The 15,900-nt window shown below is 36.1% G+C and carries 13 protein-coding genes; 8 read left to right on the top strand and 5 right to left on the bottom strand.

Features of this window, described 5'->3' with window-relative positions; all coding sequences use genetic code 11:
- Positions 1–20: 20 nt before the first annotated feature.
- The 5 genes from mnmE to rpmH all read right to left on the bottom strand — a co-directional run bounded on the left by mnmE (position 21) and on the right by rpmH (position 4,055).
- A complete protein-coding gene (gene mnmE / locus GKP30_RS22055) occupies positions 21–1,397 on the bottom strand; it encodes a tRNA uridine-5-carboxymethylaminomethyl(34) synthesis GTPase MnmE (protein WP_216831628.1) in 1,377 nt (458 codons plus the stop codon).
- 607 nt (positions 1,398–2,004) lie between these two features.
- Positions 2,005–2,622 (bottom strand): RNA-binding cell elongation regulator Jag/EloR, encoded by a 618-nt coding sequence (gene jag, locus GKP30_RS22050; RefSeq protein ID WP_216831627.1) that lies wholly within the window; start codon positions 2,620–2,622, stop codon positions 2,005–2,007.
- Positions 2,619–3,386 carry a YidC family membrane integrase SpoIIIJ gene (spoIIIJ, locus tag GKP30_RS22045; RefSeq protein ID WP_216831626.1) on the bottom strand — a complete coding sequence of 256 codons (768 nt, stop codon included), beginning with the start codon at positions 3,384–3,386 and terminating at the stop codon, positions 2,619–2,621. The genes jag and spoIIIJ overlap by 4 nt, the downstream gene beginning before the upstream one ends.
- Before the next feature lie 62 nt (positions 3,387–3,448).
- The gene (gene rnpA / locus GKP30_RS22040) at positions 3,449–3,811 is read right to left on the bottom strand and encodes a ribonuclease P protein component (protein ID WP_216831625.1); all 363 of its coding nucleotides are present in this window, start codon (positions 3,809–3,811) and stop codon (positions 3,449–3,451) included.
- 106 nt (positions 3,812–3,917) lie between these two features.
- Positions 3,918–4,055, bottom strand: coding sequence for a 50S ribosomal protein L34 (gene rpmH / locus GKP30_RS22035; protein ID WP_209125223.1), 138 nt, complete (start codon positions 4,053–4,055; stop codon positions 3,918–3,920).
- A 704-nt stretch (positions 4,056–4,759) separates the two neighbouring features.
- On the opposite strand from rpmH, the gene dnaA reads away from it, so the two are divergent.
- The 8 genes from dnaA (at position 4,760) to GKP30_RS21995 (ending at position 15,678) form a co-directional block, all read left to right on the top strand.
- Positions 4,760–6,112 carry a chromosomal replication initiator protein DnaA gene (gene dnaA, locus GKP30_RS22030; protein WP_216831624.1) on the top strand — a complete coding sequence of 451 codons (1,353 nt, stop codon included), beginning with the start codon at positions 4,760–4,762 and terminating at the stop codon, positions 6,110–6,112.
- A 166-nt stretch (positions 6,113–6,278) separates the two neighbouring features.
- Positions 6,279–7,421, top strand: a complete 1,143-nt coding sequence (gene dnaN / locus GKP30_RS22025) for a DNA polymerase III subunit beta (RefSeq protein ID WP_216831623.1) — start codon at positions 6,279–6,281, stop codon at positions 7,419–7,421.
- 415 nt (positions 7,422–7,836) lie between these two features.
- A complete protein-coding gene (gene yaaA, locus GKP30_RS22020) occupies positions 7,837–8,058 on the top strand; it encodes a S4 domain-containing protein YaaA (protein ID WP_216831622.1) in 222 nt (73 codons plus the stop codon).
- Between the two features lie 13 nt (positions 8,059–8,071).
- On the top strand, positions 8,072–9,187 hold the full coding sequence (gene recF / locus GKP30_RS22015; protein ID WP_216831621.1) for a DNA replication/repair protein RecF: 1,116 nt from the start codon (positions 8,072–8,074) through the stop codon (positions 9,185–9,187).
- Positions 9,188–9,196: 9 nt separating this feature from the next.
- Positions 9,197–9,460, top strand: a complete 264-nt coding sequence (gene remB, locus GKP30_RS22010) for an extracellular matrix regulator RemB (RefSeq protein WP_216831620.1) — start codon at positions 9,197–9,199, stop codon at positions 9,458–9,460.
- A gap of 136 nt (positions 9,461–9,596) precedes the next feature.
- Entirely contained in the window at positions 9,597–11,513 is a 1,917-nt protein-coding gene (gene gyrB, locus GKP30_RS22005; RefSeq protein ID WP_216831619.1) for a DNA topoisomerase (ATP-hydrolyzing) subunit B, read from the top strand.
- A gap of 182 nt (positions 11,514–11,695) precedes the next feature.
- Entirely contained in the window at positions 11,696–14,275 is a 2,580-nt protein-coding gene (gene gyrA / locus GKP30_RS22000; RefSeq protein ID WP_216831618.1) for a DNA gyrase subunit A, read from the top strand.
- Between the two features lie 320 nt (positions 14,276–14,595).
- Complete coding sequence (locus tag GKP30_RS21995) at positions 14,596–15,678, top strand: HD-GYP domain-containing protein (protein ID WP_216831617.1); 1,083 nt, start codon at positions 14,596–14,598, stop codon at positions 15,676–15,678.
- The last annotated feature ends 222 nt before the right edge of the window (positions 15,679–15,900 follow it).

The following is a 15,900-nucleotide window of genomic DNA, read 5'->3' as shown; positions in this document are numbered from 1 at the left end:
GTGGTTTTCAGCTCCTTTTCTTATTTACCTAAACAAAATTGGGAAAATAGTTGATCAATTAAGCTTTCGTGGACACTATCACCGATTATCTCACCTAATAACTCCCAAGTTCTAGTTATATCAATTTGTACCATATCGACTGGCATTTCATTTTCAATTGCATGAATGGCCTCTCCGACGGATTTCTTCGCTTGAGTTAGAAGAGCAATATGCCTTGAATTCGACACATAGGTTACGTCTTCTCCTTCAATACCCGCTACAAAAAACAGTTCCTTGATCGCTTCTTCTAACTCATCAACGCCTTCATCTCGTAATAAAGAAGTAGTGACAATCGATCGGTCTTTTGACAGTTCTTTCACACGTTCAAGATCGATTTTTTGTTCTAAATCTGTTTTATTAACGATAATAATAGCATCCATATTTTCGATGGCTTCCATGAGAGCTTCGTCTTCTTTCGTTAGCTCTTCACTATAATTTAATACTAACAGGATCAGTTGTGCTGCTTTTAAAGCTTGTCTTGATCTCTCGACACCGATTTTTTCAACGATATCTTCGGTTTCACGGATCCCCGCTGTATCAATTAGACGTAGCGGAACGCCCCTTACATTAACATACTCTTCAATGACATCTCTTGTTGTCCCTGGAATATCTGTAACAATTGCTTTATTTTCATGAACTAAACTATTTAATAATGAAGATTTCCCAACATTCGGGCGTCCAATAATTGCCGTTGCTAAACCTTCTCTTAAAATTTTTCCTTGTGCTGCTGTTTCTAATAATTTTTCTATTTCCTTTTGCACGAACTGGGCTTTTTCTAGCAAAAGATTGTTTGTCATTTCTTCTGCATCGTATTCTGGGTAATCAATATTCACTTCGACGTGTGCCACCGTTTCAAGTAGCGCTTGGCGTAACGTCTTAATCTTTTTTGAAAGTCGACCATCTAACTGCCCTAGAGCTACATTCATCGCTCGGTCTGTTTTCGCACGAATTAAATCAATAACTCCTTCAGCTTGCGATAGATCAATTCTTCCATTTAAAAAAGCTCTTTTTGTAAATTCACCAGGCTCGGCCAAACGGGCTCCTTCATTTAAGACAAGTTGCAATACTCGATTGACCGAAACTAATCCACCATGACAATTAATTTCGACAATATTCTCCCTAGTAAATGTCCTTGGTCCTTTTAAAACAGAAACCATGACTTCCTCAACTTTTGCTTCCGTTTGAGGGTCCATAATATATCCATAATGTATCGTATGACTTTCAACATCGCTTAATCGATGTTTTCCTTTGTATACCTTATCCGCAATTTGGATCGCATCGTCACCTGATAATCTAACGATCGCAATCGCTCCCTCTCCCATCGGTGTGGAAATTGCGGCAATTGTATCAAACTCCATCTGGTCACCTCAATTCTGCCAAAAAATCTTATTTTATAATAACTTTCATTAGTCTCGTTTCAATACACTTCCCTAAAAAAATAGAATACCACATATTCCCGTTCAAAAAAAGATATCAACAACCCTCATTCTATTTTAACCTATAATGTGCTAAGAAAAACTATCCACATGTGGATAAATAATTTTTGTTCTTTATCCTGTTATTTAAATAATTACTCGTCGGCATTTTAGTTCCCGTTCCTTGTTATAAATGCAGCACAGCGGCACTATTGAGACCTTTTAGTTCCCGCTCCTCCTTAAAAACACAGCACAGCGGCACTATTGAGCTCGTTTGGTTCCCGTTCCTCCTTAAAAACGCAGCACTCCGTCACTATTGAGCCCGTTTAGTCCCCGCACCACCTTAAAAACGCAACACTCCGTCACTATAAAGCTCGTTTAGTCGTCGTTCCATCCCTTCCTCTTATTTTTTGAACACTGGTTTGGCTAGACATTACACTTTAGTAGCAGCTCCGCTTAACAATGTCATTAAAAAAGCCCCCAAAACACAAAAAAGTAGCTGCACAGCGTATGAGTTATGCTGCGCAGCCACTTTACATGACTTATTTTTTTATCGCGGATTAATCACAATATATCTCTTCGGCTCTTGTCCTTCAGAGTGTGTTGCGATCCCATTTATGTTTTGAAGTGCAGTGTGAATGATTTTACGTTCATGAGCTTGCATAGGCTCTAACTTGACCGTTTTTTTCGTTTGGATTGCTTTATTAGCAAGTCGGTCAGCTAATTGCTCTAACGACTGCTTTCTCCGTTCACGATAGTTTTCTGCATCTAGTCGAATACGTAAATAGCCATCTGAATTGCGGTTAGCGACCAAATTCACTAAATATTGAAGCGAATCCAACGTTTGTCCTCTTCTTCCAATCAGTGTTCCAATATGCTCACCTTGTAAATCAAAAACAGTTTCTCTATTTTCAGGTTTTACAACGATATCAACTTGAACACCCATTTTTTCAAATAAAACATTGAGAAAATTCATAGCTTCTTCGATGGAATCTGGCTTTTTTTCAACTTCAACCAGTGCAGGCTTTCCACCAAAAAGCCCAAACAACCCTTTTTGAGGTTGTTCTATTACTTGAACCTCTACTTCTTCTCGCGTTGTGTTTAGTTCAACTAATGCTTTTTCAATAGCTTCTTCTACTGTTTTTCCAGATGCAGTCACTTTTTTCACTTTTTCTTTCCTCCTGCACTTGCTGGCTCATCTTTTTTTCCTACATTAGGACCTGTAATAAAGTAGGTTTGTACAATCATAAATAAGTTACCTACTACCCAGTACAACGTTAACGCTGCTGGGAAGAACATCGCAAACACGAAAATCATAATTGGCATCATATACAATAAGATTTTCATTTGCGGATTGTCCGTTACCATCATCATCTTTTGCTGGATAAATGTCGTAACACCAGCGATCAACGGAAGTAAAATTGGGTCAGGAACATCAAGATAGAACCACAAGAATTGCTGATGACCAATTTCTTCTGTACGCATAATTGCATGATAAAATGCAAGTAAAATTGGCATTTGAATAAATAAAGGTAAACATCCAGCTAAAGGATTAACTCCTTTTTCCTGGAACATTTTCATCGTTTCTTGCTGAAGCTTTTGCTGTGTTTTTTGATCTTTTGCACTATATTTTTCACGTAGCTTTTGCATTTCTGGCTGTATCGCTTGCATTGCCTTTGCACTCTTAGTTTGTTTGATCATTAACGGTAAAATTAATGTTCGTAGTAAAATAGTTACTACTATAATAGCCAAACCAAAACTATCATTAAAAAAATCTGCAAAATAAATGATTAACCAAGATAATGGATATACAAGGTAGCGATCCCAAACACCAGTACTTTCAGCATTGATTGGTTCTTCTAGGTTAAAACACCCCGTAAGAAGCACAAGCATACTGACAAGCAACAAGGTTAAACCAAGCTTTCTTGACACCTAAATTTCCTCCTTGTCATTCACCAATCTACTTTATATTATACAAAAAGGTTGAGTACCGTCTAATTTCTACTATGTATAGTATCCTTTTTAAACACCCCAGCTTTTTTAGATACATGAATTAAACTCTTCTCCATCTCAAAAAAATCCATTTCAGCTGTAGGTTTTCTAGCTATGACAACATAGTCTTTATCTTGCATTAACTTATCTTCATACTGGTTAAACCATTCACGTATGACTCTTTTAATTCGATTACGCATAACCGCGTTACCTATTCGTTTACTAACCGATAAGCCGATCCGAAAATGAGGTTGTCCTTCTTTATGAAGTGCATACAAGACAAATTGACGGTTAGCAACGGACTTTCCTTTATTAAATACTAGAGAGAACTCTTCATTCTTCTTTATGCGAAAAGCTTTCTTCATCCGTTACCCCCAACGATCCTAATGTAATTAATTATTCTACTAAATAGAACAGTATGATCTACTTCCTCTTTTTTTAGTGAAAAAGACCACTGAAGATTCCAGTGGCCTATGCAGATAATACTTTTCTTCCTTTACGACGACGACGAGCTAAAACTTTACGACCGTTTGGTGTGCTCATACGTGCACGGAAGCCGTGAACTTTCTTACGCTTTCGGTTATTTGGTTGAAACGTTGGTTTTCCCATCTATAACACCTCCCTGAGGATATACTCAACATAGACATTCTTGTAAATTATAAGGAATTGAGCAACCAATTGTCAAGTACACCTTTAGATTTCTCCTATTGTTAAATCTTTCATTTTTTTTCTCCAGATAACTAATTTCTATATAAAGCTAATGATGATCGCTTTACATTTTCATCTAATTACTCAATTAACTATTCCCACTTTTCGACTTGTGGATAACAATTATCGACAACTTTTGACTTTTCCTCAACTTTATTTACAGTCTGTACACAGCATCTAGTGTTGTGGACAAATTTTAAACACAAGCACTAGTATTCTGTGGATAAATCTATAAAAGCGTTGCAACACCTATCATTTTTTGCTATTATATATTTGTTTTCACCCGTGGATAGATTCGTTTGATACTATTTTTATCCACAACCTGTGAATAAACCTGTGGACAGTTTTAAAATGCTGTTTATAGTCTTATCCACACGATGTTTATAATTGAAATTACGACGCTTTTCTACTATATTATACTTTTCTCCACATATTATGTGTATTGCATACTTATACATTTATAAAAAACTGCATTATACAATCGTTGTACACCATAAGTAGAAGAACGCTACTATCCTATAAAAACTTGGATATAAGCCAAGTTTTTATTTAATTATTTCTAAATCTCGGAATGTCTATCCCTAAAGAAAAGGAGGGAGCAATAATTGGAGAACATAAACGATTTATGGGACCGGGCTTTAGCTGCAATGGAAGCTAAAGTAAGTAAGCCTAGCTTTGAAACTTGGTTAAAAGCTACGAAAGCAAATAGCATTGAAAGTGATACGATTATCATCACTGCGCCAAATGAATTTGCAAGAGATTGGTTAGAAAATCGTTATTCAAGTATTATTTCTGAAACGTTAGAAGATATTACTGGCTCTAATTTAAATGTTAAATTTATTATCCCAAAAAATCAGTTAGAAGATGATCTTCTAATTGAACAAGAAGTAAAAAAATTACCTAAGGAACCTCAACCGACCAATGGTGATATTCCTAAAAGTATGTTAAATCCAAAATACACGTTTGATACTTTTGTTATTGGTTCTGGAAATCGCTTTGCACACGCTGCCTCTCTTGCGGTTGCAGAAGCACCAGCAAAAGCCTATAATCCTCTGTTTATTTATGGAGGGGTTGGTCTAGGAAAAACGCACTTAATGCACGCAATAGGACATTATGTAATTGATCATAACCCTAATGCAAAAGTCGTTTACTTATCATCAGAGAAGTTCACGAATGAGTTTATTAATGCAATCCGTGACAACAAAGCTGTTCATTTCCGCAATAAATATCGAAATGTGGACGTGCTATTAATAGATGATATTCAGTTCTTAGCTGGAAAAGAACAAACACAAGAGGAATTTTTCCATACATTTAATGCACTACACGAAGAAAGTAAACAAATTGTGATCTCAAGTGACCGTCCACCTAAAGAAATTCCGACATTAGAAGATCGACTACGTTCTCGCTTTGAATGGGGACTGATTACAGATATTACTCCTCCAGATTTAGAGACAAGAATTGCGATCTTGAGGAAAAAAGCAAAGGCTGAAAATCTAGATATCCCTAATGAAGTCATGCTTTACATTGCGAATCAGATTGATACAAATATTCGTGAGTTAGAAGGGGCCCTTATTCGTGTCGTAGCCTATTCATCTCTTATCAATCAAGACATGAACGCTGATTTAGCAGCTGATGCATTGAAGGACATTATTCCTAACTCTAAACCAAAAATATTAACGATCGTTGATATTCAAAAAGCAGTTGGAGAACACTATAGTGTGAAATTAGATGATTTTAAAGCAAAGAAACGGACAAAATCTGTAGCCTTTCCTAGGCAAATTGCAATGTATTTATCTAGGGAAATGACAGATGCTTCATTACCAAAGATCGGAAGCGAATTCGGTGGCCGTGATCACACGACTGTCATCCATGCCCACGAAAAAATTTCAAAATTATTAACGACAGATCATGAATTACAACAAAAAATACAAGATATTGTCGAACAGTTAAGAAATTAAATTTGTGACTTATGTGAATAACTCAACCTAGCCTATGCACACATTATCCACATGTGTATAGGCTTTAACTTTCGACTTAAATAGACTTTTCCACAAATCCACAAGCCCTATTACTATTACTATTACTTTTTTAAATAAAAAATAAATTATATAAAGGTGATCAAAAATGCAATTTGTAATTAATAGAGATCGTTTTGTACATAGCGTGCAACATGTATCTAAAGCAGTTTCATCTAGAACAACGATTCCAATTCTTACAGGTATAAAAATTGTAGCTACAAAAGAAGGTGTAACACTAACTGGTAGTGATTCGGATATTTCAATTGAGAGCTTTATACCTACTGAAGAAAATGACAAAGTTTTAGTAGAGGTTTTAGCTGAAGGAAGTATTGTTCTTCAAGCGAAGTATTTTGCGGAAATCGTAAAAAAATTACCAGAAGGTCAAATAGAGGTTTCTGTTCAAGACCAATTTGCAACAACGATTCGTTCAGGGTCAGCTGTTTTTAACTTAAATGGATTAGATCCAGAGGAATACCCGCGTTTACCACAAGTTGAAGAACATCATGTTTTCCGGTTGCCACAAGATCTACTTAAGAATATTATTCGACAAACTGGGTTCGCCGTGTCCACTCAGGAAACACGCCCTGTGTTGACAGGTGTAAACTTGACAGTGGAAAACGAAGAGTTAATCTGTACTGCAACAGATAGTCATCGACTAGCAATGAGAAAAGCAAAGATTGAAACAAATAATAGTGAGCTGAATTTTGAAAATGTTGTTATTCCGGGAAAAAGTTTAAGTGAATTAAGTAAAGTTTTAGAAGAAACTAATGAAATGATTGATGTTGTCGTTACTGAAAGCCAAGTTTTATTCCGACTCAATAATTTATTATTCTTTTCAAGGCTGCTAGATGGTAAATACCCAGTTACGAAGAATATGATTCCAACACATTCAAAAACTGAGTTTAAAATTAATACAAAACCATTTTTACAGACGTTGGAAAGAGCGTTATTACTATCAAGAGAAGGCAAAAATAACGTTATCAACTTAAAAACTTTAGAGGATGGCGAGATTGAGATCACGTCCATTACACCTGAAATTGGGAAGGTTACAGAAAAAATTAAGAGTATTGAATTAAACGGAGAAGATTTAAGAATCTCATTTAATGGTAAAAATGTTATTGATGCCCTAAAGGTTGTTGATAGCGATGAAATTCATATCGTATTTACTGGGGCAATGAGCCCGTTTGTTGTGCGCCCGACAGAACATGATCTAGCACTTCATTTATTTTCTCCAGTTCGCACTTATTAAATTTTACAGCTGCAAGCCAATGGCCTGCAGCTTTTTATAAAACAAAACAAGGCATTAAATTAAGCTGATTTGACTAAGTTAACGTACAACTATTGGCGTTCTAACAATAGTTTAGTACAATAGAGATAAGAACTTTGATTATCGATTGATAAAAAGTAAAGGTAAACGGATGAATAACAGCAATTGCCGAGAAGATTGCTGTTTTATCTTTGCATGATAAGAAAGCTAAATATCTTGTAAAGCATGAAGGAAAGAAAGCCATTGATAAATAACATTTATGGTTATTTCATCGTGTTTTCTTTTGTTCAATTGCGGTTTCTGCTTTTTAAAAGGCTTTACTCTTAATTAAGGATCCAATAACAATCACCAATAAAAATTTACTAGCACCAAAATTAAAGAAAGTGAGGGTTCTCTTATGCCAGAAGAAGTCGTAATTAATTCAGAATATATTACTTTAGGTCAATTTCTTAAAGAAATTGGAGTCATTGATACGGGTGGAATGGCGAAATGGTTTTTATCAGAACATGAGGTTGTGGTAAATGATGAATTAGAAAACCGTCGCGGTAAAAAATTATATCCAAACGATCAAATTGCCATTGAAACAGTAGGTACTTTTAAGATAGTGACCGGATCTTGAGGGGGATTACCCTTTGCATATTAAAGAACTCGTGGTAACCAATTACCGCAATTATGAAAAAGTCCATTTAACATTTGAAGATCAAGTAAATGTGATTCTAGGTGAAAACGCACAAGGTAAGACGAATTTAATTGAGGCGATCTACGTTCTTGCGATGGCCAAATCACATCGAACGGCTCGAGATAAAGAATTAATTCATTGGAATGAAGACTTTGCTAAAATAGATGGAAAGCTTCAAAGGCGGAATGGACCGCTAACATTGGAAGTCATCATTTCTTCTAAAGGTAAGAAAGTAAAAATAAATAGTCTAGAACAACGAAAATTAAGTGAATATATAGGAGCAGCGAATGTTGTTATGTTTGCTCCAGAAGACTTAAATTTAGTGAAAGGTGCTCCTCAAGTAAGGAGACGTTTTATTGATATGGAAATTGGCCAGATTAATCCACTTTATCTTTTTCATCTAGGAAAGTATCAAAAAATTCTTCAACAGCGCAATCACCTACTTAAAGAATTACAAAAAAATAAAGGCAATAAGGTGATGCTTGATGTACTCACTGCGCAACTCGTTTCAGAGGCTGTCAAAGTAATTGCAAAGCGCTTTGAGTTTATTGAACTGCTGCAAAAGTGGGCTGAAGCTATTCATAAAGAGATAAGTCGTGGAAAAGAGTTACTACTTCTCCAATATAAACCATCAATTAACGTATCAGAAAAGATGGAATTGTCGAAAATAGAAGAAGAACTCTATAAAGGATTTGAAAAAGTGAAGGAAAGAGAGATCCAAAGAGGAACAACTCTTGTTGGACCACATCGTGATGATATTGGATTTTTAGTCAATGACATGGATGTGCAAACATTCGGTTCTCAAGGACAACAACGGACAACAGCTTTATCAGTAAAGCTAGCAGAAATAGAATTGATTCATTCAAAAGTTGGTGAATATCCTATTCTTTTATTAGACGATGTTCTATCAGAGTTAGATGATTATCGCCAATCACATTTGCTAAACACGATCCAGGGCAAAGTTCAAACGTTTGTAACAACAACAAGTGTAGACGGGATTGATCATCAAACGTTAAAGCAAGCTGCAACTTATTGTGTGACTCAAGGCAAAGTAGAGAAGATGAACTGAGGTGATCTTTTGTTTATTCATTTAGGTGGAGATACCGTTATTCGCTCCAAAGATGTTGTTGCAATACTAAATAGTGATATGAAAGAGTCATCGGGAATAACAAAAGAGTTTATTAATGCCCATTTTAAAGCAAATTATGTTGTCCAGATTTCAGAAGAAATGACTAAGTCGATCGTTATTACGAATGAAAAGGTCTATTATTCTCCAATTTCTTCTGTCACGTTAAAACGAAGAGCTCAAGTGGTTTCAGAGCTTGAAAGTTATGCTGATTAGTTTTTTTAGAAGATAAGAAGTATAACATTTAGGTGATTTGCAGCTCTAGCGCTGCTGAACGGGCACTCGTGTTTTTCTTGGTTGATGACATAAAAATTGACAGTGGAGACCACTGATAGAAGTGAAGGTGAAGAGATTGACGATTGAACAACAACATTCATACGATGAAAGTCAAATACAGGTGTTAGAAGGTTTAGAAGCTGTTAGGAAACGTCCAGGTATGTACATCGGTTCTACTAGTATACGTGGCTTACACCATTTAGTATGGGAAATTGTTGATAATAGTATTGACGAAGCAATGGCAGGCTATTGTGACACGATTTCAATTACTATCGAAGATGACAATAGTATTACGGTTTTAGATAATGGACGAGGGATTCCTGTAGGTATTCATGAAAAAATGGGAAGACCTGCAGTAGAAGTTATTATGACAGTTCTCCATGCTGGTGGTAAATTTGGAGGCGGTGGATACAAAGTCTCTGGTGGATTACACGGTGTTGGTGCCTCTGTTGTAAATGCTCTTTCGTCATGGTTAGAAGTAACAGTTTATCGTGAAGATAAGGTACACCATCAAAGATTTGAGCGTGGGGTTCCACAAGGTGATCTTCAAGTTATCGGTGAAACAGATAAACACGGAACTAAGGTTCACTTTAAACCTGATTCAGAGATATTTAAAGAAACTACTGTCTATGAGTATGACACGTTAGCTACAAGAGTTCGTGAGCTTGCCTTTTTAAATCGTGGTTTAACAATAGAAATTGCCGATAAACGTCCTGAAGGTAAGTCAGCAAAATTCCACTATGAAGGTGGGATTGCTTCGTTTGTAGAACATTTGAATAGAACGAAAGAAACACTTCATGAAGAACCTATCTTTATCGAGGGTGAAAAAGACGGTTTAAATGTTGAAATTGCTGTTCAGTACAATGATGGCTATACGAGCAACATTTATTCGTTCGCAAACAATATTAGTACACATGAGGGCGGGACCCATGAATCAGGGTTTAAGACTGGGCTTACTCGTGTTATTAATGACTATGCTAGAAAGCAAAATCTATTTAAAGAAAATGATCCGAACTTAACAGGTGAAGATGTTCGCGAAGGTTTAACAGCCATTATTTCAGTTAAAATTCCTGACCCACAATTTGAAGGTCAAACAAAAACGAAATTAGGTAATAGTGAGGCGCGTACGATTACAGATTCACTATTCTCGGAACACTTTGCACGTTTCTTATCAGAAAATCCGACTGTCGCTAGAAAAATTGTTGAAAAAGGGTTAATGGCATCTAGAGCTCGGGAAGCTGCGAAAAAAGCGAGAGAGCTTACGAGAAGAAAAAGTGCTTTAGAAGTAAGTTCATTGCCAGGTAAACTAGCTGACTGTTCCTCTAAAGATGCTACAATTAGTGAGATTTATATTGTTGAGGGTGACTCTGCTGGAGGATCAGCTAAGCAAGGTCGTGATCGCCATTTCCAAGCGATACTACCATTACGAGGGAAAATTATTAATGTCGAAAAAGCTCGACTTGATAAGATTTTAGCTAATAATGAGATTCGCGCAATTATTACTGCTCTCGGAACGGGTATTGGAGACGATTTTAATATTGAAAAGGCACGTTACCATAAAATTATTATTATGACGGATGCCGATGTTGACGGGGCACATATTCGTACTTTAATTTTAACGTTCTTCTATCGGTATATGCGTCCTATTATTGAAAAAGGTTATATTTATATTGCTCAACCACCACTTTACAAAGTACAGCAAGGGCGCGATATACAGTATGCTTATAACGATAAAGAGTTAGAAAACATTTTGAGCGAAATACCTGATAAAGCAAAACCAGGTATTCAGCGTTATAAAGGTCTAGGAGAAATGAACCCTGAACAGCTGTGGGAGACGACAATGGATCCTTCGACAAGGACTGTTTTGCAAGTAACTCTAGAGGATGCGATGAAAGCAGATGAAGTATTTGAAATCCTTATGGGAGACAAAGTAGAGCCTAGACGAGATTTTATTCAAGAAAATGCTCAGTACGTGAAGAATTTAGATATTTAAATATTTACTAATATGTGTGTTAAAAAAGAGGAACAAAAGATCCGAGAAGTTTGGGGCGCGGAGTGTATGTTTTAATACATTGAGTAAGCGAGTCAACAAAGAATATCGCCAACGATTTTCTTGGACTCTTTGACACCCTATACGAAGAACCTTGCTCGAAACGGATAAATGGAGGTTTCTAAATGGAAGAACAGGACCGTTCAAGAGTTAAAGAAATAAATATTAGTCAAGAAATGAAGTCATCTTTTTTAGATTACGCAATGAGTGTAATTGTTAGCCGGGCATTACCTGATGTACGTGACGGTTTAAAGCCTGTTCATCGCCGAATATTATTTGCGATGAATGAACTCGGAATGACATCGGATAAAGCTTATAAGAAGTCAGCGCGTATCGTTGGTGAGGTTATCGGTAAGTACCACCCTCACGGCGATTCTGCTGTTTATGAAACAATGGTAAGAATGGCGCAAGATTTTAGTTATCGGTACATGTTAATTGACGGACACGGTAACTTTGGTTCTGTTGATGGTGACGCAGCAGCGGCCATGCGTTATACAGAAGCAAGAATGTCTAAAATTTCAATGGAACTTATCCGTGATATTAATAAAGATACAATCGACTACCAAGATAACTATGATGGTTCAGAAAGAGAACCGATTGTATTACCTTCGCGTTTTCCAAATCTATTAGTTAATGGTACGTCTGGTATAGCTGTTGGGATGGCGACCAATATACCACCACATCAATTAGGTGAAGTAATTGATGGTGTGCTGGAGTTAAGTCGTAATCCTGAAATTAGTGTTGCTGAATTAATGAATTTTATACCTGGACCTGACTTTCCAACTGGAGCAGAAATTGTTGGGATATCTGGGATTCGTAAAGCTTACCAAACGGGTAGAGGCTCAATTACGCTTAGAGCAAAATCTCATATTGAAGAGATGCAAAATGGTAAGCAACGAATTATTGTAACAGAACTTCCGTACCAGGTTAACAAAGCTAAGCTTATTGAAAAAATTGCTGAGCTAGTTCGTGACAAAAAGATTGATGGCATAACAGATCTACGTGATGAATCAGACCGTACAGGAATGCGAATTGTCATTGAAGTAAGACGAGATGCTAATTCAAATGTTCTATTAAATAATTTATTTAAGCAGACTGCGCTACAGACGAGTTATGGTATTAACTTGCTAGCTCTTGTAGACGGACAACCTAAAGTACTCAACTTAAAGGAATGCTTGTATCATTATTTAGAGCACCAAAAAGTCGTTATTCGTCGCCGTACAGCATTTGAATTAAGGAAAGCAGAAGCAAGAGCTCATATACTTGAGGGGCTTCGTATCGCACTAGATCATATCGATGAAATTATTTCATTAATCCGTAGCTCACAAACGACAGAAATTGCTCGTAATGGATTAATGGAGCGATTTGAATTAAGCTATGAGCAAGCGCAAGCGATCCTTGATATGCGACTACAACGCTTAACAGGATTAGAACGTGATAAAATTGAAGCAGAGTATGCTGAACTTGTTCAACGTATTGCTGAATTAAAAGCTATTCTAGCGGATGGGGAAAAAGTTTTAGAAATCATTCGTGAAGAATTATCAGAAGTTAAAGAGAAGTTTAATGATGATCGCCGTACAGTTATCTCTATCGGTGAAGAGTCATTTGAAGACGAAGATTTAATTCCTCGTCAAAATATCGTCATTACCCTAACGCACAATGGCTATATTAAACGCCTACCTATTTCTACGTATCGTAGTCAAAAACGTGGAGGTAAAGGTATACAAGGAATGGGTACTAATGATGATGATTTTGTCCAACATCTATTTACGACAAATTCGCATCATACGATTCTCTTCTTCACAAATAAAGGAAAAGTTTATCGTCTTAAAGGGTATGAAATTCCAGAGCTAGGAAGAACAGCGAAAGGGATCCCGATTATTAATCTTCTTCAAATTGAAAAAGATGAGTACATTAGTACTGTCATTCCAATTGAAGAGTTTGATGATAAACATAATCTATTCTTTATGACCAAAGAAGGAATATGTAAACGATCACCACTCTCATACTTTGCGAATATTCGTAGAGGTGGATTATTTGCTATTAACTTACGTGAAGAAGACGAATTATTAGGTGTACGTCTAACGGATGGCAATCAAGAAATTATCATTGGGACGAAGAGCGGTCTAGCTATTCGCTTCCATGAAGATGATGTACGTTTAATGGGTCGAACAGCTACAGGTGTTAAAGGGATTACATTATCAGATGATGATCTCGTAGTCGGAATGGATATCATTGAACAAGACCACGATGTTCTTATTGTTACTGAAAAAGGGTATGGTAAGCGAACTACAATTGATGATTACCGAATTCAACATCGCGGTGGTAAAGGTATAAAAACTTGTAACATTACTGATAAAAACGGCCCTGTTGTTTCATTAACAGTTGTTTCAAATGATCATGACTTAATGATTATAACAACGGCTGGTGTTATTATCCGTTTACATGTAAGTGAAATATCACAAATGGGACGAAATACACAAGGGGTTACTCTCATCCGTGTTGGTGATGAAGGTGAAGTTGCTACAGTCGCTCGAGTCGATATCGATGATGAAGATATTGAAGAGCGAGATGAAGATGAAGCTGTGGAAGACACTAATGATGTTGAAGCAGCTACAGAAGAGGATGCTATACAGGAAACACCAGCTGACAATGATGAACCACAACTAGAACCAGAACCAGAGTTAGACGAAGATAATGAATAAAAATCTTATAGTATAAAGAAAGGCCTTTTCTCAGCAGTATTTGGGAAAAGGCTTTTTTCTTTGAACTAGATCTTAAATGTTATATGGACATTTTCCACTTGGAGTCTTCAGTTTCCAGAATTTTATGGTCAGAGCAAAGTTGAACCTGAACGTTTTCTGTCTGTGATTTAGCAAATAGGTGGCTCGTTCTTAAGCTCTCCTTAATGGTTTGACTCTTTTCTTAAATCTTGTTGCAAAACATCAAAAAAATAAACCTTTGTTTACCTAAATCGTGTAAAGTATAATGGATTTAACAGTATTGGGAAATTGAGGGGACATCTATGAAAGTTAGAAGTAATCAGTTGCAAGAAGGATGCATAGTAGCAAATGATTTATTTTTGCACTCCAATCAACCGTTTATCAAAAAAAGTACAATACTTACAACTAGTTTAATAGAAATTATAGATATTTTTTTGATTGATGTTGTTGATGTAGAAAATAAACTAGTTACAGGTGAGAGATTTACTCCAAGAGAAATAATTGAAGAAGATCGTAAGCCAAATTTTAGTAAAGAAGAAAATTCTTTTATAGATATGTACCTTGCAGCTGTACAAGCTTATCAAAAATTCTTTCAGGGGTGGCAATCAGGCTTGCCTGTAAACATAACAGAGATACGTAATTTATATATACCTTTATTAGAAAAGGCGATGGATTCCCAATATGAAATAATTAAGCTACACCATTATTCAACGAAAGAAAGTTATGTTTTTCATCATTCAATTTTTGTTGGAGTTTTTTCAGCTATTATTGCAAGAGGATTAGGCTTTTCAAAAGCAGAATGGATTCAAGTAGGATTAGCTGGTTTAATGAGTGATGCTGGAATGTCCAAGCTTCCTAGTCAAATTCTTATGAAGAATGGTCCATTGTTACATGAGGAATACGAAGAAGTAAAAAGACACCCAATTCACAGTTTTAAGATGTTAAAGGGACAGATTGGTGTTACAGATGCAGTTTTATTAGCGATCCTTCAACACCATGAACGAGAAGATGGATCAGGTTATCCGATGGGAGTAACGCCTGAAAAAATCTATGCCTTTAGTCAAATCGTTGCTGTAGCAGACGTTTACCATGCAATGGTTTCAGAAAAACATTACCGCACCAAGCAATCTCCTTTTAAAGTGATCGAGGAATTAACTCAAGAGCAATATGGGAAGTTTCAGCCAAGTATTGTTCAAGCACTCGGTAAAGAACTATTAAGGTATACAAATGGTATGCTTGTTCGACTAAATAGTGGAGACATAGGTGAGATCATATTTGTTAATGAACAGCAACTAACTCGCCCTATTGTCAAGCTAACCAGCACAGAAGATATTATTAATTTGGGCACAGAACCTGCTATATTTATTGTTGATACACTAAATTAAAAAAAGTTTTTAAAAACTATTGCATTTAGATAAATATATTGATATAATAATTCTTGTCGCTAAGGAAAACAAGGCGATCACAAAAAAGCTATTGACATTACAATATCGATAGTGTATAATTTTAAAAGTTGTCGCTTATGACAACAAAAAGTTCTTTGAAAACTGAACAAAAAGCCAAGCGAAATAAAGAGATACATGATATCTCGTCAATGTTTTAAAAAC

It is taken from the genome of Alkalihalobacterium elongatum (assembly GCF_019024285.1).
Lineage (GTDB): Bacteria > Bacillota > Bacilli > Bacillales > Bacillaceae_F > Alkalihalobacterium > Alkalihalobacterium elongatum.
Note: the sequence above shows the minus strand (reverse complement) of the source record. Positions and strands in the feature narration are given on the sequence as shown.

Excerpts from the sequence above, each read along its gene's own strand:
- mnmE (WP_216831628.1), bottom strand. The coding sequence starts at position 1,397 with ATGGAGTTTGATACAATTGCCGCAATTTCCACACCGATGGGAGAGGGA.
- rnpA (WP_216831625.1), bottom strand. The coding sequence starts at position 3,811 with ATGAAGAAAGCTTTTCGCATAAAGAAGAATGAAGAGTTCTCTCTAGTA.
- yaaA (WP_216831622.1), top strand. The coding sequence starts at position 7,837 with ATGCCAGAAGAAGTCGTAATTAATTCAGAATATATTACTTTAGGTCAA.
- rpmH (WP_209125223.1), bottom strand. The coding sequence starts at position 4,055 with ATGGGAAAACCAACGTTTCAACCAAATAACCGAAAGCGTAAGAAAGTT.
- gyrA (WP_216831618.1), top strand. The coding sequence starts at position 11,696 with ATGGAAGAACAGGACCGTTCAAGAGTTAAAGAAATAAATATTAGTCAA.
- GKP30_RS21995 (WP_216831617.1), top strand. The coding sequence starts at position 14,596 with ATGAAAGTTAGAAGTAATCAGTTGCAAGAAGGATGCATAGTAGCAAAT.
- dnaN (WP_216831623.1), top strand. The coding sequence starts at position 6,279 with ATGCAATTTGTAATTAATAGAGATCGTTTTGTACATAGCGTGCAACAT.